The following is a 23255-nucleotide window of genomic DNA, read 5'->3' as shown; positions in this document are numbered from 1 at the left end:
GCGGGAGAACCGGAGCGAGTGACTGGCCACCAAAAGACCGAGCGCACCCGTCGCGGACTCCCTACGCCAGCATGATCTGGTTCAGGTTCAAAGGGTGCTTCTCAGCCCGGATCCCCGGACGCCCCTGTCGCGCCTCGAAATTCGAAGTTGGTTGGCAAGATGTCAAGAAGCGGTGTTCAAATCTCTGCTCAGGGTTCCGATGCCGGGATTGACCGGGATTTCCAGGATGCTTCGACAGAAGGCCGGTCTGGTCAGGGGGACCATCCTGCAAAGGCGGGACGCCCGTTTCTGCCGCTGGTGGCTCTCCGAAGGCTTAATGCGGTGACGATGGTCCTGCCTTGACGATCTGTCCGGCTCCGCATACCTACACAAGGCGACGCGGGCGTTGTGTAATGGTAAGACCCCTGCCTTCCAAGCTAGTGTGTTGAGTTTCGTGGAGTGGCGTAGAGCAACCAAGCATTTCATCTACTTCAGTTTTATCTTGCATCTTGTCGCGTGGAGTTGCGCTGTGTAGCGTGGCGCTACCTACAAAAGGCCGACAAAATGCCCAAGCTCACTGAGACCTTTGTCAGCAAACTTCCTCTCGCAAAAGAGGGCACCCAGAAGCACTGGGACCCAGAGATCAAGGGCCTCGTCTTGTTCGTCGGGAAAGCCTCGAAGACCTGGTACTTCCAAAAGGACGTAGGTGGTCAAACACGGCGCGTGATGATCGGGCGGTACCCGGCAATCTCAGCTTCTGCAGCCCGGGAGACAGCCTTGGAGTTTATGCTCGATTGGGGCAGGGGGGCTGGCAAGGCGATCCAGATCGGTGCGCCGACCCTGGGCAACGCGCTGGAAGCCTATCTGTCTCGGCCTAAGCTTAGGTCCGAAACGCACAAGACCAATCTGAGGCAACAGTTCGAACTGCATCTGAAGGACTGGCTTCGCCTGCCACTGACGGAGATCAGCAAGTCGATGGTAGCCGATCGTCACAGGAAGCTTGGCGCGACGCCGTCAGGGGCAAATCATCTCCTCAAGTATTTTCGAACCGTGTGGAACCATGCCCGGCGGACGGTTGATCTTCCGGAAAGCCCGACCATGGCGATCGAATGGTATGATGAACCGCCGAACGGCGAGATCATCGAAGATCTCAGTGCTTGGCGCGATATGGTCGATGCACTGCCCAACCCGATCCATCAGGTCTTCTACGAGTTCATCCTGGCCACGGGGCTGCGCAAGTCCGAGGCGTTCGCACTGGAATGGAAGAATGTCCACGAAGATTGGATCCATGTGCCGAAGACGAAGAACGGCCGCGCGTTCGACCTGCCCATCGTGGCGCTGCATCTTGACATCCTTAAGCCAGTTCGCGGCCTCAACAAGACCTGGGTCTTTCCGTCCACTAAGTCAGAAAAGGGTTACATCGGCCGGCCGGTACGCTTGCAATGGAGCCCGCACGCCCATCGCAGGACGTTTTCAACAGTTGCGATGGAAGCCGGTGTTCTGGAAGAGGTGGTGGGGCGTCTACTAAATCACACCCCGAAGTCGATCACCGGCCAACGATACACCAAACCGTCATTGAATGCCCTGCGGCCGGCCATGGATACGGTAATCGCCGAACTGGTCGCCCGTGGGGCTCTTCGACAGAGCAAGAGAATTGCCGAAAACTGATCGCTCCTAGATCGGCCAGCCTGAGCTGCTACTGCAAAAACTCAAGGTTGCGTGCCGTCACGCAACCTTGAAGCCGATTCTTATGTACTACTGTCCGCGCACCTTGCGGCGAAGCTTCTGCATGATTTCGCCTTGGCGCTGCGGCGAAATGGTGCCGTAGTCGTCCACAGTCGTCTTGATGCTACTGTGGCCAAGATTCATGGACACGGCCTTTAGCTCCTCAGCAGTCGTGACGTATTCGTTGCTGATATGTACATTCGTGTCCCGAAAACGATGGGGCGTATAGGGCGGGAGGCCAGCAACTGCAAAAGCGTTCTTGATGACACGACGAAGGGCGTCGTTGGTCTTGTAGTGCTCGCGCGAAAGGCCACGGTTCTGAATGCCGGCCGTTGGCGAGATATGGATGTCCGGCTTGGGGAAGAGAGGATCCGCTGGTCCAAATAGATGCGTCTTGGTCAGTTCCTCGATCCAATCCGTCAGGCAGTCCTCGTACATCTGATCGACCGGCATGAAATAGGTGGCGAAGGTCTTCCCGTACTTCGTCAGCACCGTTGCTCCGTCCTGGAACACGCAGCCTGCCTTGAGGTCAACATGGCCAATCTTGAGCGAACAAGCGGCCTCAATGCGAGCCGAGGTGAGCATCATCAGTCCAAAGAACGCACGATCCCGGCGATCAAAAACCGTATCGGCAGGCATCAGGCGGAACGCATGGGCCGCTTGCTCGGCGGTCGCAGCAGGCTTGAGCCTTGGGGCCTTTGCGATCCGCATATCCTTCTGCGACGGGCTGAAGTATTCGGCAAAGCTGTGCGTTATCTTCGACCTGTAACCGGTCTGATCCGCCAGCCAGTGCAGAAAGGTACGCACGCAGCTCTGAATGTTCACCCGCGAAGCAGCGACCATGGGCTTGCCGGTCTTGCCAGTCGCCGAGTTTGTGATGTGTTCCTTGAACTGCTGCGCATCATCATCGTTAAGCTTGGCGAAGGGCTTGAAATCCAACGCCTGTTCCATACGAAGGATGGCGTCCGACGCCTTGTTGACCGAGTTCTCGCTGAGACCCTTGGCGCTGCGGAGGTAGCGCAGGTAGGAACGCTTGATGCGTTCGTTCTCTTCGTTGAACTTGCGGGTGCTTTTCATGCTGTTCTTCCTCATGCTCGGATGTCGGTCTCAAGAGGCACTGTCAGGGATCGCTTAATTCCTAGAAGCGCCTCGGGCCCGGATGTCGAAGATCGCCCTCAGACGGGGCAGATCGCGCACGGCAACGCCCTTGCTCATAGACCCACCGCAGACCTCACAGAGGGCGGTCAGAGTACCTAGGTGACCCGGACCGGCACAAAAGTCGGCTAGGCCGCCCAAGGCCTTTCTGGGGCCCCGGCAGTGCATGCAGGGGAACTCATCAACCGCAAGCCTTGGCGCCTTGAGCCTCTGCTCGGCAAAGAATGCCGTGATGTCGCATCCGAGGACGAGATGCGGGTTGCCGTTGGTCATGGCGGGCAGCTTTCCATCCCTGATCCATTCACGCACTGTGGTTTCAGCATTGCCCATCCTGTCGGCAATCTCCTTAGGCGAGTAGGTCTGTGAGGGTCGGAAGCCGTAGCCGCGGAGTTTTGGTTTGCGCATGATCACGAACCGCCGTCCTGATCCGCCGCATTGCCAAGGCCCTCGTAGCGGTTCTTCGTGATCCAGGTTTCAATGTCCTGAGCGCGGTAGCGGGTGAGCCGGCCGACTTTGACGAAGACAGGTCCGTTGTTCTTGCGGACTGCGAGTTCAAGGAACCGCTTGGAGATCCCGAACAAGGCTTCGACCTCGTCCCGGGAAAGCAGCTTCTTCGGGTTCAGCCGTTCGGCTTCACCGTCGTCCTGATGATGCGGGGTATTCTTGGGGTCCTTCATGGTAGCCTCGCTTTAATTGCGTAGGCCTTCCATTTGTCACGTCTACTTGCGTCGAGCAGCAATGAGAAAGCGGTCGATCTCAAAGCTGGAGCGGGAGATCAGCCGCCTTTTCCGGGCTTGACAGCAAGCTTTATCTCTCTTGCGAGATCCTTGCGTCGACGTTCGATTGGGTCAGCAGAGCCTGACGACTTTCCCTGTAGGTCCAGCACCAGTTCGACAATAAGGCTGTTAACGCCGACGCCCGTGTCCAGCCCATGATGCGACAAGGTTCTGAGAAGGCTCCGATAGAAATCTGCACGTAGTCCCGGGCCTGATGGAATATGGTACTCTTTCCTCTCAATCCGATCGGCAAGCTTCAAGCTGAGTACTCTGGTAATTGCTGCTAAGCGGTCCAGTTCAAGGAGCACCGTTGCAACCGTCTCCTTGAAATAGATGGGCTCAAGTTCTGCGTCCCTGAGAAGATCACTCACGGTCGCGTTGAACTCCTGCTGCGCCAGTCCTCTTCCAGAAGCTTTCGTGAAGGGTCTCACATTGATCAGGGTCTGTTCGAGCGATGAGGCCATCTCCTGAAAGACCTTCTCCAGAGCTTTCAGGTCAGGGGCACTCTGCTCGGCCTGGAGACGTGAGTTGTAAAGGTCCCATTCAAACAGGATGTCCCTCTCAGCGTCCGTAAGCCTCGCGAAGTCGACACCGCCTATCTTGCCGAGGTGCATGCGTGGGCCCTGCTGAACCAGGAATGCATCATCTGTAACAACTCTACGGTTCGGACCTTTTGGCATTCTCGAGACCTCTACTTGACCTTAGCGTCTTGCTTCGCCCAATGGGGTTGTTCCTCGTCGTGAAAAGCGTCACTTGATGCGGTTCCTGCGGAACTAAGCTGAATGTGGCATCCCGCCATTTCAACCGGAAGGGCTCTCTTACGGGAAGCCGTGCAGCTTCCTGTGCCGCATCAGATAGGCGGCGCGCTCGGGTGGGAGGGGGAGCCGCTCGCTGGTCGCCAAGTGTCAGCGCGCCTCGGGTAAGAGAGTGGAGGCGTGCAGGACCTCGCCTGTGTCGGAGAAACTGACAAGGCCGCGGTCGAAGGCGGCGTCCCAGAGGCAAGGGGGAGGCCGTTCATCGGGTCGAGCCGCTCTTCGGTGGTCGTGCAGTCGGCCCAGGGTTTGATGTGGCTTGCGCGGAGGAGGGCTGCGTCCGTTATGCCGATCAGGGGGCAGCGGGCGGACTAGGCCTGTATCAGGAGGTTGCGGAAGAGAGAGACTGGCCGATCCGCTGGATGGTGAGGCGCTGGGCCTCGGTTTCGGCGGGGAGGGTGGCTGTGGCGGCCTGGAAGGCGGAGAGGGTGGAGAAGGGGTGGTCGCGGGCGAGGGGGTAGAGGCGCTGGAGGGTCTCGAAGAGGTCGGTGGTGGAGGGGATGGAGAAACGGGCGAGGCCGGGGCCGGGCATCTCGGCGGGCGTGCCGAGGTGGGGGCCAGGCCGGGGTGGTCGGTCGCGACGAACCACCCCACCGGGGCGGGGTGATGGGTGCCACCTCGGGCTGCGAGGCGCGTGTGAGCAAGGTCTCAAGGGCGACGCGGCAGCGGTCGACCGGGAGGTCGGTTTCGGACGCGAGGCGCCTTGCCGCTTCGCCGAAGGCCGTCGGTCCGCGTCGGAGCAGGCCACGTTTCGCCTATCACGGCGTCCGAGCCGCCATTAGCCAAATGCGGGCGAGAAGCGGTCCGTCGCGGCTCGTGATGAACCTTTTGTTTGGCATGATCGAGCGTTGGATTACGCAGCCGCGTTGAACTTTATCATCTTTCGAAGCGCGCAAAGTGCGCGGTGGACTTTCTTCTATCAGAGCTCAGGGGCGCTCCATCGCTATGGCGATGCCCTGGCCGACGCCGATGCACATGGTCGACAACGACCGCTTGCCCCCCGTTGCGGCCAGTTCCAGCGCGGCGGTGCCGGTGATGCGCGCGCCGGACATGCCCAGCGGATGGCCAAGTGCGATGGCGCCGCCGTTGCGGTTCACGCGCGGGTCGTCGTCGGCGATCCCCAGCTGGCGCAGGGTGGCAAGGCCCTGGGCGGCGAAGGCCTCGTTCAGCTCGATCACGTCGAAATCGGCCTGGGTCAGCCCCAGCCGGTCGATCAGGCGCTGCGAGGCGGGGGCCGGGCCGATCCCCATGATCCGGGGCGGAACGCCCGCGGTCGCGCCGCCAAGCACCCGGGCGATGGGCGTCAGGCCATGGGCGCGCGCCGCCGCCTCGGACGCCAGGATCAGCGCCGCCGCGCCGTCGTTCACGCCCGAGGCATTCCCCGCCGTGACCGAGCCGTTCGGGAACAGCGGTTTCAGCCTGGCCAGCGCCTCGGTCGTGGTGGCGCGGGGGTGTTCGTCGCGGTCCACCACGACCGGATCGCCCTTGCGCTGCGGGATCGTGACGGGGGTGATCTCTTTCGCCAGCCGCCCGTTGCCTTGCGCAGCCGCCGCCTTGGCCTGCGACGCCAGCGCCATGGCGTCCTGCGCCTCGCGGCTGATGCCGTAGTCGTCGGCGACGTTCTGCCCGGTCTGCGGCATGGAGTCGGTGCCATAGGCCGCCTGCATCGCCGGGTTCACGAAGCGCCAGCCGATGGTGGTGTCGTGGATCTCGGCCTGGCGGGAGAAGGCGGTGTCGGCCTTGGGCATGACGAAGGGCGCGCGGGACATCGATTCCACCCCGCCCGCGATCATCAGCCCGGCCTCGCCGGCGGCGATCTGGCGCGCGGCGGCCAGGACCGCGTCCATGCCCGAGCCGCAGAGCCGGTTGATCGTCGTCCCGGTCACGCCGACCGGCATTCCGGCCAGAAGCACGGCCATGCGCGCGACGTTGCGGTTGTCCTCGCCCGCCTGGTTGGCGCAGCCCAGGATCACGTCATCCACCGCCGCCCAGTCGACGGCCGGGTTCCGCGCCATCAGGGCGCGCAGCGGGATCGCGGCCAGGTCGTCGGCCCGGACCGAGGACAGGCTGCCGCCAAACCGGCCGATGGGGGTGCGGATGTAGTCGCAGATATAGACGGGGGTCATGGTCACAGCTCGGGCGCGATCAGGTCGGCGACGGGGGCGGGGGTCAGAAGCTTGGCCCCCGTCAGGGATTGCAACTCGTCCAGCGACAGCGCGGGCAGCTTTTCGCGCAGGACGAAGCGGCCGCCCTCGATGTCGATGACGGCAAGGCTGGAGTAGACGCGGGTCACGCAGGCGACGCCGGTCAGGGGCAGGGTGCAGCGTTGCAGCAGCTTGGGCTTGCCGTCGCGGGTCACATGGTCGGTGATGACCGCGACGCGCTTGGCGCCGTGGACCAGGTCCATCGCCCCGCCGACGGCCGGCACGCCCCTGGGTCCCGTGGACCAGTTGGCCAGATCGCCGGTCTCGGCCACCTCGTAGGCGCCCAGGATCGCCACGTCCAGATGCCCGCCCCGGACCATGGCAAAGCTGTCGGCATGGTGGAAGAAGGCGGTGCCCGGCTTCAGCGTCACCGCCTTCTTGCCGGCGTTGATGAGGTCCCAGTCCTCGGTCCCGGGGGCAGGGGCCTCGCCAAAGCCGAGGATGCCGTTTTCGGTGTGGAAGATCGCCTGCCGCCCGGGGGGCTGGAACCTGGCGACCATCTCGGGGAAGCCGATGCCAAGGTTGACATAGGCGCCGTCGGCGATGTCCTGCGCCGCGCGCCAGGCCATCTGGGTGGGGGTCAGCTTCGGGGTCATGCCGTCACCTCTGGGTAGACCGCGCTGGCGCGGTTCAGGTCCTCTTCCTGGGCGGGGTCGGGCACTTCGACCAGGCCCTGCACGAAGATGCCGGGGGTAATCACCGCCTCGGGGTCGATGCCGCCTGGGGCGACGATGCGGCTGACCTGCACGATGGTGGTGGCCGCGGCCATGCACATCAGCGGGCCGAAGTTGCGCGCGGCCATGCGGTAGGTCAGGTTGCCCAGGATGTCGCCGACATGCGCCTTGACCAGCGCAAAATCCGCCTTCAACCAGCGTTCCCGCACATAGGACCGGCCCTCGAACACCTCGACCGGCTTGCCCTTGGCCAGGTCGGTGCCAAAGCTGGTGGGCGTGTAGAAGGCGGGGATACCCGCGCCCCCCGCCCGGATCCGTTCGGCAAGCGTGCCCTGGGGGACCAGCTCCAGCTCGATCTGGCCGGCGAGATAGCGTTCGGTGAACACCACCGGATCGGCCGATCGCGGGAACGAGCAGATCAGTTTCCGCACCATCCCCGTCTCTATCAGCGCGGCAAGGCCCACATGGCCGTTGCCCGCGTTGTTGTTCACCACCGTGAGATCGCGCGGGTGGCCCGTCGCAAGGAAGCGGTCGATCAGCGCGTGGATCAGCTCGATCGGCGCGCCCGAGCCGCCGAAGCCGCCGATCATCACCGTCATGCCGTCCTGGATCCCTGCCACCGCCGTGGCAAGGTCGGGAAGCGTCTTGTCCATTGCTTCAACCTCCGTCGTCCGGGCGACGTGCCTGCCGCCCGGGTCGGCCTGGGGATAGCGCCGGGCGGGGGCTTTCGTCCATGGCGTTTGTGCGGTATCGTGACGTTGTTCACATAGCGCACAAAGCGGGCCGGGCATGACCATCACCGAACGCGACATCATGGGCGGGCTGGCCAAGGGGCTGGCGGTGATCGAGACCTTCGGCACCGACCGGCCCCGGCAGTCGATCAGCGATGTGGCGGCGGCCTCGGGGCTGGACCGGGCGACGGCGCGGCGCTGTCTGCTGACGCTGGTGCATGAAGGTTATGCCGATTGGGACGGCAAGTTCTTCACCCTGACGCCGCGTGTCCTGCTGCTGGGGACGGCGTGCCTGGCCTCGATGCCGATGCCGGCCATCGTGCAGCCGGCGCTGGACGCTCTGTCGGACCGGATCGGCGAGAGCACCTCGGTGTCGATCCTGGACGGGGCCGAGATCGTCTATGTCGCCCGGGCGGCGCAGCGCAAGGTGATGTCGATCAGCCTGATGCCGGGGTCGCGCCTGCCGGCCTATTGCACCAGCATGGGCCGCGTCCTGCTGGCCGCCCTTCCGGAAAGCGATGCAAGGGCAAGGCTGGCAAAGGCGCCGCTTCCGGCGCGCACGGCTCTGACGCTGACCGATCCGGCTGCAATTCTGGCGGAACTGTCCCGTATCCGTGCGCAGGGCTTTGCCGCCATCGACCAAGAGGTCGAAATTGGGCTGCGGTCGCTGGCCGTGCCGCTTGCGACAGCGCGAGGGCAGGTGATCGCGGCGCTGAACGTCGGACTTCCGGCAGGGCCCGAACCAATAGCGGAGGTCACGGCCCGCCTGTTGCCCGAGCTCCGCCTCGTGGCTGGTCAGCTTCGCGAACTGTTGCGCTGATCAGAGCTGCGTGACAGTCGAGCGACTGTGCGAAATGGATACATACGTGCGAAACGGCGCCACCTGCAGCAACCCTAAGGCAAAAGGTGCTGGGCTGACGTACTTAAGAAAACCCCAGAAAACCTAACAAATTTGCTGCGGCTGATCCCAGTCGACGGGCGTGACCCGCATGTGCCGCTGCCTCTGCGCGAAAATTCTTGTTTACAGGCGAGCGATTCTCTCGCAGTCTTTAGGAAACTTTTGTGCGCAGAACGCACAAAATCGCGGTGACAAGCACCGAAGACGTGCGGCTTCGCGCCATCAACACACACCGGGAGGTTCAGAATTGAAACGTTTAGGCCTTGCCTTGGCCGTCGGGATGTCGCTTGCGGCATCGCTGCCCGCCATCGCCCAGAATGTGCTAACGATCGGTGTCCGATCCGAGGCCGCCACGCTGGACCCGCATTGGACCCAGCTCTCGGCTGACCTGCAGGTGCAGGAACACATTTTCGAGCACCTTGTCGACTTGGACAGCGCCTCGCAGCCGGTCCCGGGACTGGCCTTGTCCTGGGCGCCGATCGACGAGACGACCTGGGAGTTCAAGCTCCGGGACGGCGTGACTTGGCATGACGGCGAGGCCTTCACGGCGGATGACGTGATCTATTCCTTCGACCGGCTGAAAGCCGGGATCGAAGGCGCGACGGCCAGCCCGGCCTTCCAACTGGCCAAGGGCGGAAAGGCCTGGACCAAAGTGGACGACCTGACCGTGCGGATCACGACGGAAGGTCCCTACCCGACCATGGCCGAGGATCTGGCCATGATCCCGATCGTCGCGGAGCATGTGGTTCCGGGCAAGACGCCCTCGGTCGATTTCAACTCGGGCGCTGCGGCCATCGGAACCGGCCCGTTCATCTACAAGGAATTCAGCCCGGGCAACCGGATCGTGGTTGCCAAGAACCCCAACTGGTGGGGCGGCGATCCCGGCTGGGACGAGGTGATCTTCCGCCCGGTCACCGACAACAGCGCGCGTCTGGCGGCGTTGATGAACGGCGATGTCGACATGATCGACTATCCGCCGACCGTCGACCTGCCGCAGCTCGAACAGGACGAACGGTTCAATGTTTCGTCCATCGCGTCCGACCGGCTGATCTACATGATGCCCTCCTATCGGCATATCGAACCCTACATCACCGCGAACGACGGCAGCCCGATGATGAATCCGCTGCGCGACTGGCGCGTGCGCAAGGCCCTGTCCCTTGCAATTGACCGCGATGCCATTCGCGACCGCATCATGGGCGGCGCAAGCGAACCCACGCGCAACATCGTTCCGCCGGGCTTCTTCGGTTATGTCGATGACCTTTCCCCCGAGGCCTACGACCCTGATACGGCCAAGGCGCTGCTGGTTGAGGCCGGTTATCCGGACGGCTTCCGTATCACGATCCACGGGCCGAATGACCGCTACATCAACGACGCCCGCATCGTCGAGGCCGTGGCCCAGTTCTGGACCCGCATCGGCGTGACGACCGAGGTCGACACCATGCCGCGTGCCGTGTTCTTTTCGGATCTGATCCGCGGCGCAGCCGACAGCTTCCCCGGGTTCGACAGCCCCAAATTCTCCATGTCGCTGACCGGCTGGGGCACGGTTGCAGGCGAGGCGACCTACACGGTCTCGGGCATTCTTGAGACCTACAACTCGGCAACCGGCGGCGGGAACGGCAACTTCGGGCGCTATTCCAACACCAGCATCGACGCCAAGTCGGTCCTCGCCAAGCAGACCATCGACCGCGAGGCCCGCCTCGCGCTGCTTCAGGATGCCACGCGTATGGCAATGGAGGATTACGCGATCATCCCGCTGCATTTCCAGGTGAACAAGTGGGCGATGCGAGCCGGGCTGGAGCACTTCCCCCGGACTAACGAACGCACTCTCGCCACCGAAGTGAAGCGCACAGAGTGATGGTGCGCTGACCTGGCGGGTTCGCGCCCGCCAGGCGGCCAGGGAAAGCACGTATGACCGAATTCATCCTCAGACGTCTGCTTCAGACGATCCTTGTCCTGATCGTCATGACAGTCCTCGTCTTTTTCGGGGTGCATGTCATCGGCAACCCGGCCGATCTGTTCGCATCGTCGGAATGTACGCGCGCCTGTCTGGCCGAGATCGAGGCGAACCTCGGTCTCGATCGGCCGGTGTGGCAGCAATACCTGATCTTCCTTGGCAACATCGCCCAGGGCGATCTGGGCCGGTCGTTCCAGTTCGGTGTCCCGGCCATGAGCCTGATCTGGGAACGCTTTCCCGCAACGCTGGAGCTGGCCCTGGCATCGGTGATTCTGGCACTGGCGATCGGCCTGCCGCTTGGCATCTATGCCGGGCTGCGCCCGAAAAGCCTGGCTTCGCGCGCGATCATGGGGTTTTCGATGATCGGCTTTTCGGTGCCGGTCTTCTGGATCGGGCTGATCCTGATCCTGACATTCTCGGTCCGTCTGGGATGGTTCCCTGCCATCGGCCGGGGGGATACGGTCGAACTCTTCGGGGTTCCCTTCAGCTTTCTGACGCTGGACGGGCTGCGCCATCTGGCGATGCCCGCCGTCACGCTGTCGCTTCTGATGATGTCGATGGTGATACGCCTGACACGGGCGGGCCTCCGCGAGGTGATGACGTCCGATTACATCAGATTTGCCCGCGCCAATGGCGTGCCAGAACGCCGGATCATCGGCTGGCATGCGATGAAGAACATCCTCATCCCCATCGTGACCGTCCTGGGAATGGAGCTTGGCGGGGTCATCGCCTTTGCCGTGGTGACCGAATCCATCTTCTCATGGCCGGGAGTGGGCAAGATGCTAATCGATGCGATCACCGTTCTCGACCGGCCGCTGATCGTCGCCTACCTGATCTTTGTCGTCACGATGTTCGTGATCCTGAACCTTGTGATCGACATCCTGTATTCCCTGCTTGATCCCCGGATGCGCCCCGGCGCAGGCAGCGCGTGAGATCCCGATGACCCTGATGACCGAACGCGCCGCGCGACCATCGCGCCTTGGCAGCTTCTTCCGCCATTTCCTCGCCGATCGTGTCGCCGCACTGGCCGCCGTGGTCTTTGCGGCGATGGTGGGGCTGGCGCTGGCGGCCCCATGGATTGCCCCGCAGGACCCCTATGATCTGTCGACCGTCTCGATCCTTGACAGCCTGCTTGCCCCCGGTGAGCAGAGTTTTGACGGAATGACCTACTGGCTTGGCAGCGACGGGCAGGGTCGCGACATGCTCTCGGCCATGCTGTACGGGCTGCGGATCTCGCTTCTGGTGGGGCTGGCCTCGGGGGTGATCGCGCTGGCTGTCGGAACGCTGGTGGGGCTGGTGGCAGCCTTTCGGCGGGGCTGGGTTGACGCCCTGCTGATGCGGGTGGTCGATCTGCAGCTGAGCCTGCCCACCATCCTCGTGGCGCTGATCCTGCTGGTGATCCTGGGGCGCGGCATCGACAAGATCATCATCGCGCTGGTCGTGGTGCAATGGGCCTATTTTGCCCGGACAGTGCGCGGCGTGGCCCTGGTCGAGAACGCCCGCGATTACGTCGAGGCAGCGCGGGGCCTGCGGCTGCCGTCCCTGCGCATCCTGTTCCGTCACATCCTGCCGAATTGCCTGCCCACCCTTCTGGTGGTTGCGACGATCCAGATGGCACAAGCGATTTCGTTGGAAGCGACGCTCAGCTTCCTTGGTATCGGGCTTCCGCCCACGCGTCCGTCGCTTGGCCTGCTGATCGCCAACGGGTTCAACTACCTGCAGTCAGGGCGCTGGTGGATTTCGGTCCTGCCCGGTGTGGTCCTGCTGATGCTGATCGTTTCGGTCAACGTCATCGGTGACCGGCTGCGCGACGTTCTCAACCCGCATCTAAGGGGATGACCATGCGTCCCGTTCTGACCGTCCACGGCCTGACCACGGTGTTCCAGGCGACGCCAGCCCCTCTGAAGGCGCTGGATGGGGTCGACCTGGTTGTCCACGAAGGTGAATTCGTGGCGCTTGTCGGGGAAAGCGGCTCGGGCAAGTCGCTGACGGGGCTGTCGATCACCGGGCTGCTGCCCGCGACCGCGCGCGTCACCGAGGGCGAGATCCGGCTGGGCGATATCGACCTGCGCGCACAGGGCGCGGCCCAGATGCGGGCGCTGCGCGGGCGGAAGGTTGCCATGATCTTCCAGGACCCGATGATGACGCTGAACCCCGTCCTGCGGATCGAAACCCAGATGTACGACGCGTTGCGCGCGCATGAACGGATTTCCCGCCGCGCGGCACGGCCGCGTCTGGTGCAGGCCTTGGCGGAAGTGGGTATTGCCGCCCCGGAAGAGCGTCTGCGCGCCTGGCCACATGAGCTTTCGGGCGGCATGCGGCAGCGGGTGGCCATTGCAACCGCCCTGTTGCACCGTCCCGACCTTGTGATCGCGGACGAGCCGACGACCGCGCTGGATGTGACGATCCAGGGGCAGATCCTGGCCCTTGTGCAAAGACTGTGCCGCGAGCGGGGCACCGCGCTGGTCTGGATCACGCATGACCTTGCCGTCGTCGCAGGCATCGCCGACCGCGTGGCGGTGATGTATGCCGGTCGCGTCGTCGAGGAAGGCCCCGTTGATGCCGTCCTTGACCGGCCCGCGCATCCTTACAGCCGCGGCCTGATCGACAGCGTCGCGGCAAGTCACCCCCGAGGAGCCCGCCTTCCCGTTATCCCCGGGCGGATGCCCGCGCTGACCGAACTGCCGCCGGGCTGCGCCTTTGCGCCGCGCTGCTCCCGGCGCACGGACCTCTGCGAAACCCGTGCCCCGGGCCCCGCGTCGGCTGGGGATGCGCAGACTGTGCGCTGTCACCACCCCCTGACCGATGCGCCCGGAAAGGACCTGGCATGACTTCTCCGCAGGAAACCCCGCCTCTCGAAGCCCGGGCCCTTCGCAAGACGTTTCGCAGCGGTGACGGTATGTTGTCGCGGACGCTGGCACGCCTTGGACTGGCGTCCGGCCCGCGTGAGGTGAAGGCCGTCGACGGCGTCGATTTTCGGCTTGGCCGCGGCGAGGTGCTGGGTGTCGTCGGCGAATCCGGCTGCGGCAAGTCGACGCTGGGCCGCATGGTGGCGGGGTTGTCGACCCCGACCTCGGGCGAGGTCTTGCAAAACGGGACACCGCGCGCCGTGACCCAGGGCCTTGACCGGCAGATGATCTTTCAGGATCCGTTCTCCTCGCTGAACCCGCGCAAGCGGGTGACGGACCTTATCGGCGAGGCCCCGATGGTCCACCGCATCGTCGATCCCGCCGGGCTGGAGAGCTATGTCACGGCGCTGATGGAGCGGTGCGGGATCGACCCGGCCTTCCGCGACCGTTTCGCGCATCAGTTTTCGGGTGGGCAGCGCCAGCGGATCGGCATCGCCCGGGCGCTGGCGGTCAAGCCCGAGGTGCTGGTCTGCGACGAGGCGATCTCGGCGCTGGATGTTTCGATCCAGGCGCAGATCGTGAACCTGTTCATGGACCTGCGCGACGAGCTGAACCTGGCGTACCTGTTCATCAGCCACGACCTTGGCGTCATGCGTCACCTCGCGGATCGGGTACTGGTCATGTATCTTGGCCGCGTGGTCGAGGAAGGGTCGGCCGCCGCCCTGTTCGACACGCCGATCCACCCCTACACCCGCGCCCTGGTCGAGGCCGTGCCCAGGCTCGATCGCCGCCGGACCACGTTCCAGCCGGTTCCGGGAGAGATCCCGTCACCGCTGAACCCTCCCTCTGGCTGTCATTTTCACCCGCGCTGCCCCTTGGCCACTGCCCGGTGCCGCAGCGAGGCCCCCGTGCTGCGCGATGTCGCCCCGGGCCGCCGGGCCGCCTGCCACCTTGTCTGACACCACAATCCAACTCAGGGAGATTTCGCCGATGGCCACCTACAGGGACCGCATGAACCGATTCCGGGCATTGTTGCCCGGAAAAGTTGACCTTGTTTTCATTCCGATGGGCACGGATCTGGATTATCTGACCGGAATTCACCGCGACATTCCGAACTACGGGCGCAATCTGCACCCCGGAATGTGGCTGGAAGGCGCTTGGATCGCCCCCGACCGCGAACCGATCCTCACGATTCCGCGCATGACCGCCGAATTCGGCGCCAAGGGCGGGACCGACGGTCTGGATGTGCGGGTGCTGGGCGACTGGGACGACCCCGTCACGATGGTGCGCGGTATCCTGAAAGAGCTGGGCGTCGGCGCAGGAGCGGTGATCGCGACTTCTGACGATGCCGAAGCGGAAAGCCTGATCGAACTGCAGGCCCTGGTTTCCGGCGCGCGCTTTGCCTCGGCCACGCAAATCCTGCGCAAGCTGCGCGTCATCAAGGACGCCGACGAGATCGCCACGATGCGCGAGGCGGGCCGGATCACCGAAGCGGCCTTTGCCGATGTAGTGGGGATGCTCAAGATCGGGATGACCGAGCTCGACATCGTGGCCGAGGTCGATTTCCAGATGAAGCGGCACGGATCGCTTGGGCCGTCCTTCACGACCTCGCTGTACAACACCGGGCCCAACCATCCGATGCGCTTTGGTCGCCGGCTGGAAACCTGGCCGCGTGTGTTGACCGCGCCGGTGTCGGTACTGTTCGACTTTGGCGCCGTGCATGACGGCATGTGCTACGACTTTGGCCGGACCGTCAGCTTTGGCGCGCCGAGCGAAGAGCAGGTCCGCGTTCATCGTCTGATCATGGAGAGCCAGCGGGCGGGGATTGCCGCGCTCAAGGCAGGTGCCGTGACCTGTGAAGAGGTGGACCGCGTGGCGCGGGCGGTGATCGAGGATGCGGGCTACGGCAACGCCTTCCGCCATCGTCTTGGCCATGCCATCGGCTGGGATGTGCATGAGCCCCCGTTCCTGACCAAGGGCGATACCACGTTGGTCGAAGAGGGCATGATCTTCACCATCGAGCCGTCGATCTTCCAGGATGGCACCTTCTCGGCCCGGGTCGAGGACTGCATTGTCGCGCGCCCCAATGGCGGCGAGGCGCTTACTACAGGCTGGCAAGACCTGGTGGTCGTCGAATGACAGACGGGGGGCCAGTGGCCCCCCGTTTCCACCTTGCGGTGGTTGCCCGGACCCAGCCTGCGGGGGAGCGCCGCTGGCAAAGGTCCGATCACAGCCCGCCGATGCAGGTGTACTTCAGATCCAGATAATCCTCGATTCCCTGGCGGCCGCCCTCACGGCCCATGCCGGACTCCTTCACCCCGCCGAACGGCGCCTCGGGCGTGACGATGGCCACTTCGTTGATCCCCAGAAGGCCATAGTCCATGCGCTCTTGAAGGCGGAACATCCGGCCCATGTCCCGGGTATAGGCATAGGCGGCCAACCCGTACTCGGTTGCGTTGGCCATGGCGATCACCTCGTCCTCGGTCTCGAAGCGGTAGACCGGGGCGACCGGGCCGAAGATTTCCTCGCGGGTCACGCGCATCTCGGCCGTGGCGCCGGAAACCACGGTGGGCTGAAAGAACAGGCCGCCCCGCGCATGCCTCGCGCCGCCGGTTTCCAGGATGCCGCCTTTCGCCAGGGCATCGGCCAAAAGGTCCTCCATCTTGGCAATCGCGGCTTCGTCGATCATCGGTCCCTGTTCCGCGCCCGCCTCATCGCCCGGGGCAACCTTCATCCGGCTGACCTTGTCGGCAAAGGCCGCAATAAAGCGATCATGGATACCGGCCTGAACATACAGCCGGTTGGTGCAGACGCAGGTCTGTCCGGCATTGCGGAACTTGGCGAACAGTGCGCCTTCGACCGCCTTGTCCAGATCGGCGTCGTCAAAGATGATGAAGGGTGCGTTGCCCCCCAATTCCATCGAAAGGCGCTTGACCGTCCCGGCCGCTTGCCGGATCAGGTCTTTCCCGATCTCGGTCGAGCCGGTGAACGTGATCTTGCGAACCTTCGGGTTCGTGGTGATCTCGCCGCCGATCGCGCGGGCGCTTCCGGTGAGCACATTCACAACGCCGGCCGGGAAGCCAGCCTGCTCGGCCAGAAGGCCCCAGACCAGACCAGAGAGCGGCGTGGCCGTCGCGGGCTTCACGACCGTCGTGCAGCCTGCCGCCAGGGCCGGGCCGATCTTGCGCGCCAGCATCGACGAGGGGAAGTTCCACGGCGTGATCGCCGCCACCACCCCGACGGGGTGCTTTGTCGTCATCAACCGACGGCCCGACACAGGTGCAGGAATGATCTCGCCGTAAATGCGCCGCGCCTCTTCGGCGAACCACAGCACATACCCGGCGCTCGATGCGACCTCGGCCCGAGCTTCGACCAGCGGCTTCCCCTGTTCGGCGGTCAGCATGGCGGCAAGTGCCGCATGCTGGTCCATGATCGCCTGATGCAGGCGGCGCAGAAGGGTGACACGGTCGTTCAGGGACAGCGCTGCATAGTCCGGAAAGGCGGCAGCGGCGGCATCGATGGCGCGCCGCGTCTCGACCGCGCCCGAGGCCGGAACCAGAGCGATGCGCGCGCCGGTGGCGGGATTGGTAACGGCGATGGTCTCACCGCTGTCGGCGCCGACCCAGGCCCCGCCGATCAGGTTCGCCTCGCGGATCAAATGGGTGAAATCGGTCATGTCATGTCCTTGTCAGTTCAAGATCCTGCGCGATCCTGCGCGCGATGTCGGCGTGGGTCGCGATCCACACATCGCCCTTTGCCCGCGCGTGGGACAAAAGCGCATCCAGAATCCAGATGCGTGAGCGGTAGCCGATCACGAAGGGATGGAAGGTCAGCTGGCAGACGCCACCCGCCGCATGGGCCGCATCGAATTCGCGGCGGAAGATGTCGAAGACCGCCTCCGGCGGCGTGAACGGTCGCGTGGCGGGCTCTCGGTTGAAGAGCAGATAAACGGCATCGTCGCGCACCCAGTCCACCGGGATTTCGACCAGCCGCGAGGGCCGCCCGGCGACCAGTGGCTCATAGGGGTCGTCATCGGCCATCATCGAAGAATCGTAAAGAAACCCGGCTTCGGCGACTAGTTCGATGGTGTGGGGCGACAGATCCCACTGAGCGGCGCGATGGCCAACGGGCATCTGGCCCGACAGGTGTGCAAGCGTGTCGCGCGCCCGCAGTAGAAGATCGCGCTCCGTCTGGCGGTCGAGACGGGAGGTATTTTCGTGAATCCAGCCATGCACGCCAATCTCGTGCCCGGCGTCGACAATCGGCTGGATGGCGCTGGCGTCGATCAGGGCCGCAACCGCCGGGTGGAAGAAGGTGGCCCGGGCGTCATGCTGGGCCAGCACCTCCAGAATGCGCGGGACGCCGGTCCTTCGCCCGAACTCTCCCCAGGCCAGCCTTCCTATGGCAGACCGTCCGGCGCCGAGTTCGAAGGTCTCGTGATCGCAATCGAACGACAGCGCCAGGGCACTGCGCGCACCCCCTGGCCAGGCAGACGGGACAAGCCGCCGCCCGGCCCGAACGCGCCCGACATCGGCGCGCCATTCCGCCTCGGGCGTTTCCCAGGGGCGGTCTAGGTTCACCCAAGCACCTCGGCCACGGCATCGGCCAGCACCGCGACGCACCGGAACGCCTCGGCCTCGGTCATGCATAGGGGCGGCGCGAAGCCGATGATGTTGCCCTCGGGCAAGGGACGGGCAATCACGCCGCGCGCCTGCATCGCCGCTGCGATCTTCGGGGCAACCGTCATGGGAGCAAACCATTCGCGACGGACAGGGTCGGCCATGAACTCGACCGCCAGCATCAAGCCCTCGCCGCGGATCTCGGCCACATTCTTGTGTTTTCCCAAGGCCTCTTGCAGCGCAGCCTTGAACTTGCCGCCCACAGTTCCGGCATTTGCAACCAGCTCCATCCGGTCGATCAGGTCCAGCGTCGCCACGCCCGCCGCCGCCGAAACCGGGTGGGCGGAATAGGTGAAGCCGTGGGCCAGAACCCCATGTTCCTCCGATCCGGCCAGTAGCACATCCATCACCCTTTTCGAGATGATCGAACCGGACAGTGGCACATAGGCCGAGGTCAGGCCCTTTGCGATGGTGATGAAGTCGGGACGCAGGCCGAAATGGTCGGACCCGAACATCGAGCCGGTCCGCCCGAACCCAGTCACCACCTCATCCGCAATCAGCAGGATCCCATGGCGATCTAGCACCTCTTGCACACGCGCCCAATATCCGGGCGGGGGCGGGATGATTCCTCCGGTCCCCATCACCGGTTCGCCGGCAAAGGCCGCGATCGTCTCCGGGCCCTCGGTCTCGATCAGGCGTTCCAGGTCGGTGATCAGCCGGTCCAGATAGGCCGCCTCGTCCATCGCGTCGTCCGGACGGCGCAGGTAATGTGGTGTTGCCGCGTGAAGGAAACCCGGAAGCGGCAGGCCCATCCGGGTGTGATAGCCGGGCAGGCCGGTCATCGAACCCGAGACGATGCCGGACCCGTGATAGGCACGCCAGCGGCTGATGATCTTGCGCCGCGCCGGTTCACCCCGAAGAATATGATAATGCCAGGCCAGCTTGACGTTCGTCTCGTTGGCATCCGATCCAGACAGGCCGAAGAACACCCGGCTCATATGGGCAGGGGCGCGGTCCATCACCATCATGGCCAGACGGATAGCCGGTTCGTTGGAGTTGCCCGCGAAGCTGTGGAAGAAGGCCAGCTCATGGGCCTGCTTGGCAATGGCGTCAGCCACTTGGGTGCGGCCATAGCCCACGTTCACGCAATAAAGCGCTGCGAACCCGTCAAGGAAGCGGTTGCCGTCGCGGTCCACGACAGTGCAACCTTCGCCCCCGGCCATGATCCGGCCCGAGATGATGCCCTTGGCATGATTGGCGATATGGGTCGTCGGATGCAGCAGGTGCGCGGCGTCCCAGGCGGCCAGATCGTCGTTGATCCGATCTTCAAGGCTCATATCAGGCTCTCCTGTCTGGTATTGGCGATCAGTTCGGGCACGCTCGCTTGGTTGGGCAGGTTCAGAAGGAACGACACCATCTCGGCCACCGTCTCCGGGGTCAGGCGGTCAGCCTTGGGCGTGACGCCTGGCAGGTTAGCGATCAGGTCCGTGTCGATCGCGCCGGGGCAGAGGGCGGTTGCGCGCACTCCGTCGTCCCAGGCGGTGGCACGCACGGCCTGGGTCATGGCCAGAAGCGCGTGCTTCGTCATCGCATAGCCCACGCTGGTGCCCTGGCGAAACCGCTTGGCATCGGTCGAGGCGACGTTGACCACCCGGCCCCGGCCGCTGGCGCGCAGGTGGGGTAGCGCTGCGCGGATCAGGCGGAACGGCGCTTTGACATTCACTGCCCAGAGGTCATCCAGATCTTCCTCGCTGCCTTGCGCGAAATCTACCATCCGCAGGATGCCTGCGTTGTTCACCAGGGCGTCGATCCGGCCAAAGCGGTCCAGCGTCGCCTGCACCCAGGCCGGGGCGAGTGTGGCGTCCGTCGCATCGAAGGGTGCCGCAAGCACTCGGTCCGCCGGGGTGAAGCGGTCGGCCTGAGCCAGGTCGCGCAGACCCAGGGCGACAGACCAGCCATCGGCCAGAAGGCGGTGGGTGATCGCAGCGCCAAGACCGCGCCCCCCGCCCGAGATCATCACCACGCGCTGCATCAGAACAGCCCCTGATAGACGCCGCCGTCATTGACGATGTTCTGCCCGGACATGAAGCCCGCCTGTGCCGAGCAGAGGAAGGCGATCAGGTCGCCACATTCCGACGGATCCGCAAAGCGCCCTGCAGGGCAGCCCTGCAGACGGTTCTGGACGATGGCCTCGTAGGTCGTGTTCCCGCGCTTGGCGTGGCCGTGCAAATTGGTGTGCAGCGCATCGGTATCGAAAAGACCGGGGCAGACGGTGTTGATCGTCACGTTGTGCGGCATCAGCTCGCGCACCATCGCCGCCACCGCCCCCGACAGCGCGACCCGCGCCGCGTGGGAATGGGCAAAGCCCACCTGCGGAAACTTGATGAAGCTGACGCTCATGTTGACGACGCGGCCAAATCGGCGGGCAACCATGCCGGGGGTGACGGCCTGGATCATCTCGATGGACGACAGAAAGTGCACATCCAGCCAATAGCGCCAGTCTTCGGCCGTGATCTGGGCAGAGGGTGTGGGCACCTGCCGGACGCCTGGGTTGTTCACCAGGATGTCGACCTCGCCCGCAGCCGCCAGGATCGCTGCGCGCCCTTCGGTCGTATTGAAGTCGGCGGCCACCGGCACGGCCTGCACCCCAAAATCAGCTCGGATCGCCGCGGCCGCCTCTTCAAGCGGGCCCAGGGTGCGGGCATTCATCACCACGTCCACACCTTCGCGGGCAAGCGAACGGGCCGCCGCGAGCCCAAGCCCGCGGGAGGCCGACGAGACCAGCGCGCGCCGCCCCTTCAGTCCCAGATCCATCACGCCACCTCGCGCTGAGGCGCCAGAAGGCGGTCCATGCCGGCCTGGAGGCCGACCAGGGCCTGACCGTCCAGCGCTCGCAGCGGTGGGCGTGGCAGGCCCCCTCCCGGCAGGTTCAGCATGTTCATCGCGGCCTTGGTCGCAGGGTAGAGTGTGCGGCCGCCCGAGGTGAAGAGATCGGTCATCTCAAGCCCGATGCGCTGCAGTTCCCAGGCTTCCTCCATCCGCCCCGCGCGCGTGGTGTGCCACAGGTCAAGGCAGCCGTCCCAGACGTTCGGGAAGCAGTCGATCAAGCCGTCTGCACCGGCCAGTGTTGCCGCCACGCCAAAGACCGAGGATGGCCCGCAATAGACCCGGATGCGGCCCTTCACGCGCAGCAGCGTTTCGTGGAAATTACGCCAGTTGCCCGAGGATTCCTTGATCGCCACCACGTTGTCGAGGTCGGCAAGGAAATCGGCCAGATCGGGCGTGATCGCATTTCCCGCGTTGCCGGGAATGTTGTAAAGAACTATCGGCAGCACCGCCGCCGCGTTGATGGCCTCGTAATGCGCGATGACCTCGGCCTTGGTGAGATGCGCAAAGTAGGGCGGCAGAACCAGAACGCCATCCGCTCCGGCCTCTTTGGCGGCGTGGATCTGGTCGATCACTTCGCCCTCGCGGATCGCGCCGGTGCCGACGATCGCCGGGCCGCGGCCGCGGCACGCCTGAACCGTCAGACGCGCCAGATGCTGCCGCTCACTCGGGCTAAGCGCCCAGAATTCGCCCGTGCAGCCTGCGGCAACCATGCCGGTGGCGCCAGCCGTGAAGAGACGGTCAATGTTGGCCACAAAACCTTCTTCGTCGATCGAAAGATCGGAGCGGAACGGGGTGGTGATGGCAGGCATGGGGCCCGCCCAGCTGACGGATTCGCGATTCAAGATCTAACTCCTTTCGAGGCCGCGCCTGGGGACGCGACGAAATCCACAATTCTCTCACTGGCCGTCACGGCCGGATCGCTGTTCAGCCGGACACCATGCGGACCGGCGGCAAAGACGTGCAGGCGCGGAGTATCGAGGCGCAGCGGAACCTTGTCGCCGATGCGCAGGGCTGGGGTGCCAGGCACGCGGGCAACAATGCGCAGCCCCGCGGCGAGGGCGAGTGTCACGATGGTCTCATGCCCGGTCGCTTCGGTCAGGGTCACCTCGCCCTGGATCGGGCCCTGGCCCAGGTGGACATCTTCGGGCCGGATGCCCAGGGCCGCCGGTCCTTCGCTGCCCGGCGCGATGACCGGCACAGCCAGATGCAGACCGGCTACGTCGAACCGCCACTCCTGCCCCTGGCGGACCAGCGTGCCATCCAAAAGGCTCATGCCAGGCGTGCCGATGAAGCCCGCGACAAAGCGGTTTGCCGGGCGCGCGTAAACTTCGGCCGGGGCGGCGAACTGCTGCAGATTGCCGCCCTCCATGATCGCGATGCGGTCTGCCATTGTCATGGCTTCCAGCTGGTCGTGGGTCACATAGACCATGGTCCGGCCCAGGCGGCGGTGCAGCTCGATCAGCTCGGCCCGCATGTGGCCGCGCAGCTTGGCGTCCAGGTTGGACAGCGGCTCGTCCAGAAGAAAGACCTTGGGGTCCCGGACCAGCGCCCGCCCCAGGGCCACGCGCTGTTGCTGACCGCCGCTGAGCTGCTTGGGCTTGCGGTCCAGCATCGGGGTCAGGTGCAGCATCTCGGCCGTGCGGGCCACCTTTTCGGCCCGCTCCGCCTTGGCAACGCCGCGCTTCTTCAGCGGGTAGGCGATGTTCTCGGCCACCGTCATGTGCGGGTAAAGCGCGTAGGACTGGAACACCATCGCGATGTCCCTCTCGCCCGGGGCAAGATCGTTGACGCGCCGTCCGTCGATCAGGATGTCGCCGGTCGTCGGAAATTCCAGCCCGGCCAGCATCCGCAGGCTGGTGGTCTTGCCGCAGCCCGACGGACCCAGCAGGGCCACGAACTCACCGGACCGGATCTGAAGGTTCAGCCCCGGCAGCGCGGTGAAGCTGCCGAAGATCTTGGTGACATTTCGAAACTCGACATTGGCCATGGG

General features: G+C 64.6%; 24 protein-coding genes and 1 riboswitch. Of the genes, 8 read left to right on the top strand and 16 right to left on the bottom strand.

Going from position 1 to position 23255, the window contains the following annotated elements; genetic code table 11:
* Positions 1–40: 40 nt before the first annotated feature.
* Positions 41–136, bottom strand: a riboswitch (TPP riboswitch).
* Between the two features lie 407 nt (positions 137–543).
* Positions 544–1647 carry a tyrosine-type recombinase/integrase gene (locus ACE3Q6_RS14245; RefSeq protein WP_374433547.1) on the top strand — a complete coding sequence of 368 codons (1104 nt, stop codon included), beginning with the start codon at positions 544–546 and terminating at the stop codon, positions 1645–1647.
* A gap of 87 nt (positions 1648–1734) precedes the next feature.
* Here the strand turns inward: ACE3Q6_RS14245 and ACE3Q6_RS14240 are convergent, their stop codons facing one another.
* The 9 genes from ACE3Q6_RS14240 to ACE3Q6_RS14200 form a co-directional block, all read right to left on the bottom strand.
* Entirely contained in the window at positions 1735–2781 is a 1047-nt protein-coding gene (locus tag ACE3Q6_RS14240) for a tyrosine-type recombinase/integrase (RefSeq protein ID WP_374433545.1), read from the bottom strand.
* Between the two features lie 54 nt (positions 2782–2835).
* Positions 2836–3264 (bottom strand): helix-turn-helix domain-containing protein, encoded by a 429-nt coding sequence (locus ACE3Q6_RS14235; RefSeq protein ID WP_374433738.1) that lies wholly within the window; start codon positions 3262–3264, stop codon positions 2836–2838.
* A 2-nt stretch (positions 3265–3266) separates the two neighbouring features.
* Positions 3267–3536: a helix-turn-helix transcriptional regulator gene (locus ACE3Q6_RS14230; protein WP_374433543.1), complete on the bottom strand. Its 270-nt coding sequence runs from the start codon at positions 3534–3536 to the stop codon at positions 3267–3269.
* A gap of 98 nt (positions 3537–3634) precedes the next feature.
* Positions 3635–4249: a hypothetical protein gene (locus ACE3Q6_RS14225; RefSeq protein ID WP_374433541.1), complete on the bottom strand. Its 615-nt coding sequence runs from the start codon at positions 4247–4249 to the stop codon at positions 3635–3637.
* Between the two features lie 236 nt (positions 4250–4485).
* The gene (locus ACE3Q6_RS14220; protein WP_374433736.1) at positions 4486–4740 is read right to left on the bottom strand and encodes an HNH endonuclease; all 255 of its coding nucleotides are present in this window, start codon (positions 4738–4740) and stop codon (positions 4486–4488) included.
* 29 nt (positions 4741–4769) lie between these two features.
* Entirely contained in the window at positions 4770–4979 is a 210-nt protein-coding gene (locus ACE3Q6_RS14215; protein ID WP_374433538.1) for a hypothetical protein, read from the bottom strand.
* A gap of 394 nt (positions 4980–5373) precedes the next feature.
* Positions 5374–6573, bottom strand: coding sequence for a 3-oxoadipyl-CoA thiolase (pcaF, locus tag ACE3Q6_RS14210; RefSeq protein WP_374433536.1), 1200 nt, complete (start codon positions 6571–6573; stop codon positions 5374–5376).
* 2 nt (positions 6574–6575) lie between these two features.
* Positions 6576–7247: a 3-oxoacid CoA-transferase subunit B gene (locus tag ACE3Q6_RS14205; protein WP_374433534.1), complete on the bottom strand. Its 672-nt coding sequence runs from the start codon at positions 7245–7247 to the stop codon at positions 6576–6578.
* Positions 7244–7978, bottom strand: coding sequence for a 3-oxoacid CoA-transferase subunit A (locus tag ACE3Q6_RS14200; protein WP_374433532.1), 735 nt, complete (start codon positions 7976–7978; stop codon positions 7244–7246). The genes ACE3Q6_RS14205 and ACE3Q6_RS14200 overlap by 4 nt, the downstream gene beginning before the upstream one ends.
* A 136-nt stretch (positions 7979–8114) precedes the next feature.
* Here ACE3Q6_RS14200 and ACE3Q6_RS14195 point away from each other — a divergent pair, with 136 nt between their 5' ends.
* From ACE3Q6_RS14195 to ACE3Q6_RS14165, 7 genes are all read left to right on the top strand, one after another.
* Positions 8115–8876, top strand: coding sequence for an IclR family transcriptional regulator C-terminal domain-containing protein (locus ACE3Q6_RS14195; RefSeq protein WP_374433530.1), 762 nt, complete (start codon positions 8115–8117; stop codon positions 8874–8876).
* A 325-nt stretch (positions 8877–9201) separates the two neighbouring features.
* Positions 9202–10809, top strand: coding sequence for an ABC transporter substrate-binding protein (locus tag ACE3Q6_RS14190; protein WP_374433528.1), 1608 nt, complete (start codon positions 9202–9204; stop codon positions 10807–10809).
* A gap of 53 nt (positions 10810–10862) precedes the next feature.
* On the top strand, positions 10863–11840 hold the full coding sequence (locus ACE3Q6_RS14185) for an ABC transporter permease (RefSeq protein WP_374433526.1): 978 nt from the start codon (positions 10863–10865) through the stop codon (positions 11838–11840).
* A gap of 7 nt (positions 11841–11847) precedes the next feature.
* The gene (locus tag ACE3Q6_RS14180; RefSeq protein WP_374433523.1) at positions 11848–12747 is read left to right on the top strand and encodes an ABC transporter permease; all 900 of its coding nucleotides are present in this window, start codon (positions 11848–11850) and stop codon (positions 12745–12747) included.
* A 2-nt stretch (positions 12748–12749) separates the two neighbouring features.
* A complete protein-coding gene (locus tag ACE3Q6_RS14175) occupies positions 12750–13739 on the top strand; it encodes an ABC transporter ATP-binding protein (protein WP_374433521.1) in 990 nt (329 codons plus the stop codon).
* Positions 13740–13807: 68 nt separating this feature from the next.
* The gene (locus ACE3Q6_RS14170; protein WP_374433519.1) at positions 13808–14716 is read left to right on the top strand and encodes an ABC transporter ATP-binding protein; all 909 of its coding nucleotides are present in this window, start codon (positions 13808–13810) and stop codon (positions 14714–14716) included.
* 106 nt (positions 14717–14822) lie between these two features.
* Positions 14823–15896, top strand: coding sequence for a M24 family metallopeptidase (locus tag ACE3Q6_RS14165; protein ID WP_374433516.1), 1074 nt, complete (start codon positions 14823–14825; stop codon positions 15894–15896).
* Between the two features lie 88 nt (positions 15897–15984).
* Here the strand turns inward: ACE3Q6_RS14165 and ACE3Q6_RS14160 are convergent, their stop codons facing one another.
* From ACE3Q6_RS14160 to ACE3Q6_RS14130, 7 genes are read right to left on the bottom strand one after another with little or no spacing between them, the layout of a single operon-like run.
* Positions 15985–17433 carry an NAD-dependent succinate-semialdehyde dehydrogenase gene (locus ACE3Q6_RS14160; RefSeq protein ID WP_374433514.1) on the bottom strand — a complete coding sequence of 483 codons (1449 nt, stop codon included), beginning with the start codon at positions 17431–17433 and terminating at the stop codon, positions 15985–15987.
* 1 nt (position 17434) lies between these two features.
* Positions 17435–18337 carry a polysaccharide deacetylase gene (locus ACE3Q6_RS14155; RefSeq protein WP_374433512.1) on the bottom strand — a complete coding sequence of 301 codons (903 nt, stop codon included), beginning with the start codon at positions 18335–18337 and terminating at the stop codon, positions 17435–17437.
* On the bottom strand, positions 18334–19713 hold the full coding sequence (locus ACE3Q6_RS14150) for an aminotransferase class III-fold pyridoxal phosphate-dependent enzyme (RefSeq protein WP_374433508.1): 1380 nt from the start codon (positions 19711–19713) through the stop codon (positions 18334–18336). Before ACE3Q6_RS14150 ends, ACE3Q6_RS14155 begins: the two co-directional genes overlap by 4 nt.
* Positions 19710–20408 (bottom strand): SDR family NAD(P)-dependent oxidoreductase, encoded by a 699-nt coding sequence (locus ACE3Q6_RS14145; protein ID WP_374433506.1) that lies wholly within the window; start codon positions 20406–20408, stop codon positions 19710–19712. The genes ACE3Q6_RS14150 and ACE3Q6_RS14145 overlap by 4 nt, the downstream gene beginning before the upstream one ends.
* Positions 20408–21190, bottom strand: coding sequence for an SDR family oxidoreductase (locus tag ACE3Q6_RS14140; RefSeq protein WP_374433504.1), 783 nt, complete (start codon positions 21188–21190; stop codon positions 20408–20410). Before ACE3Q6_RS14140 ends, ACE3Q6_RS14145 begins: the two co-directional genes overlap by 1 nt.
* Positions 21190–22074, bottom strand: a complete 885-nt coding sequence (locus ACE3Q6_RS14135; protein WP_374433502.1) for a dihydrodipicolinate synthase family protein — start codon at positions 22072–22074, stop codon at positions 21190–21192. Before ACE3Q6_RS14135 ends, ACE3Q6_RS14140 begins: the two co-directional genes overlap by 1 nt.
* Positions 22075–22103: 29 nt before the next feature.
* A complete protein-coding gene (locus ACE3Q6_RS14130; RefSeq protein WP_374433500.1) occupies positions 22104–23252 on the bottom strand; it encodes an ABC transporter ATP-binding protein in 1149 nt (382 codons plus the stop codon).
* Positions 23253–23255: the final 3 nt, after the last annotated feature.

The sequence above is a fragment of the Tabrizicola sp. genome (assembly GCF_041913445.1).
Taxonomy (GTDB): Bacteria; Pseudomonadota; Alphaproteobacteria; order Rhodobacterales; family Rhodobacteraceae; genus Tabrizicola.
The sequence above is the reverse complement of the archived record's forward strand: the minus strand, read 5'-3'. Positions and strand labels throughout refer to the sequence as shown.

Coding starts and splice junctions, on each gene's coding strand:
- ACE3Q6_RS14185 (WP_374433526.1), top strand. CDS start 10,863: ATGACCGAATTCATCCTCAGACGTCTGCTTCAGACGATCCTTGTCCTG.
- ACE3Q6_RS14150 (WP_374433508.1), bottom strand. CDS start 19,713: ATGAGCCTTGAAGATCGGATCAACGACGATCTGGCCGCCTGGGACGCC.
- ACE3Q6_RS14230 (WP_374433543.1), bottom strand. CDS start 3,536: ATGAAGGACCCCAAGAATACCCCGCATCATCAGGACGACGGTGAAGCC.
- ACE3Q6_RS14145 (WP_374433506.1), bottom strand. CDS start 20,408: ATGCAGCGCGTGGTGATGATCTCGGGCGGGGGGCGCGGTCTTGGCGCT.
- ACE3Q6_RS14160 (WP_374433514.1), bottom strand. CDS start 17,433: ATGACCGATTTCACCCATTTGATCCGCGAGGCGAACCTGATCGGCGGG.
- ACE3Q6_RS14165 (WP_374433516.1), top strand. CDS start 14,823: ATGGGCACGGATCTGGATTATCTGACCGGAATTCACCGCGACATTCCG.
- ACE3Q6_RS14240 (WP_374433545.1), bottom strand. CDS start 2,781: ATGAAAAGCACCCGCAAGTTCAACGAAGAGAACGAACGCATCAAGCGT.
- ACE3Q6_RS14215 (WP_374433538.1), bottom strand. CDS start 4,979: ATGCCCGGCCCCGGCCTCGCCCGTTTCTCCATCCCCTCCACCACCGAC.
- ACE3Q6_RS14205 (WP_374433534.1), bottom strand. CDS start 7,247: ATGACCCCGAAGCTGACCCCCACCCAGATGGCCTGGCGCGCGGCGCAG.
- ACE3Q6_RS14200 (WP_374433532.1), bottom strand. CDS start 7,978: ATGGACAAGACGCTTCCCGACCTTGCCACGGCGGTGGCAGGGATCCAG.
- ACE3Q6_RS14130 (WP_374433500.1), bottom strand. CDS start 23,252: ATGGCCAATGTCGAGTTTCGAAATGTCACCAAGATCTTCGGCAGCTTC.
- ACE3Q6_RS14170 (WP_374433519.1), top strand. CDS start 13,808: ATGTTGTCGCGGACGCTGGCACGCCTTGGACTGGCGTCCGGCCCGCGT.
- ACE3Q6_RS14180 (WP_374433523.1), top strand. CDS start 11,848: ATGACCCTGATGACCGAACGCGCCGCGCGACCATCGCGCCTTGGCAGC.
- ACE3Q6_RS14235 (WP_374433738.1), bottom strand. CDS start 3,264: ATGCGCAAACCAAAACTCCGCGGCTACGGCTTCCGACCCTCACAGACC.
- ACE3Q6_RS14195 (WP_374433530.1), top strand. CDS start 8,115: ATGACCATCACCGAACGCGACATCATGGGCGGGCTGGCCAAGGGGCTG.
- ACE3Q6_RS14175 (WP_374433521.1), top strand. CDS start 12,750: ATGCGTCCCGTTCTGACCGTCCACGGCCTGACCACGGTGTTCCAGGCG.
- ACE3Q6_RS14140 (WP_374433504.1), bottom strand. CDS start 21,190: ATGGATCTGGGACTGAAGGGGCGGCGCGCGCTGGTCTCGTCGGCCTCC.
- ACE3Q6_RS14225 (WP_374433541.1), bottom strand. CDS start 4,249: ATGCACCTCGGCAAGATAGGCGGTGTCGACTTCGCGAGGCTTACGGAC.
- pcaF (WP_374433536.1), bottom strand. CDS start 6,573: ATGACCCCCGTCTATATCTGCGACTACATCCGCACCCCCATCGGCCGG.
- ACE3Q6_RS14135 (WP_374433502.1), bottom strand. CDS start 22,074: ATGCCTGCCATCACCACCCCGTTCCGCTCCGATCTTTCGATCGACGAA.
- ACE3Q6_RS14245 (WP_374433547.1), top strand. CDS start 544: ATGCCCAAGCTCACTGAGACCTTTGTCAGCAAACTTCCTCTCGCAAAA.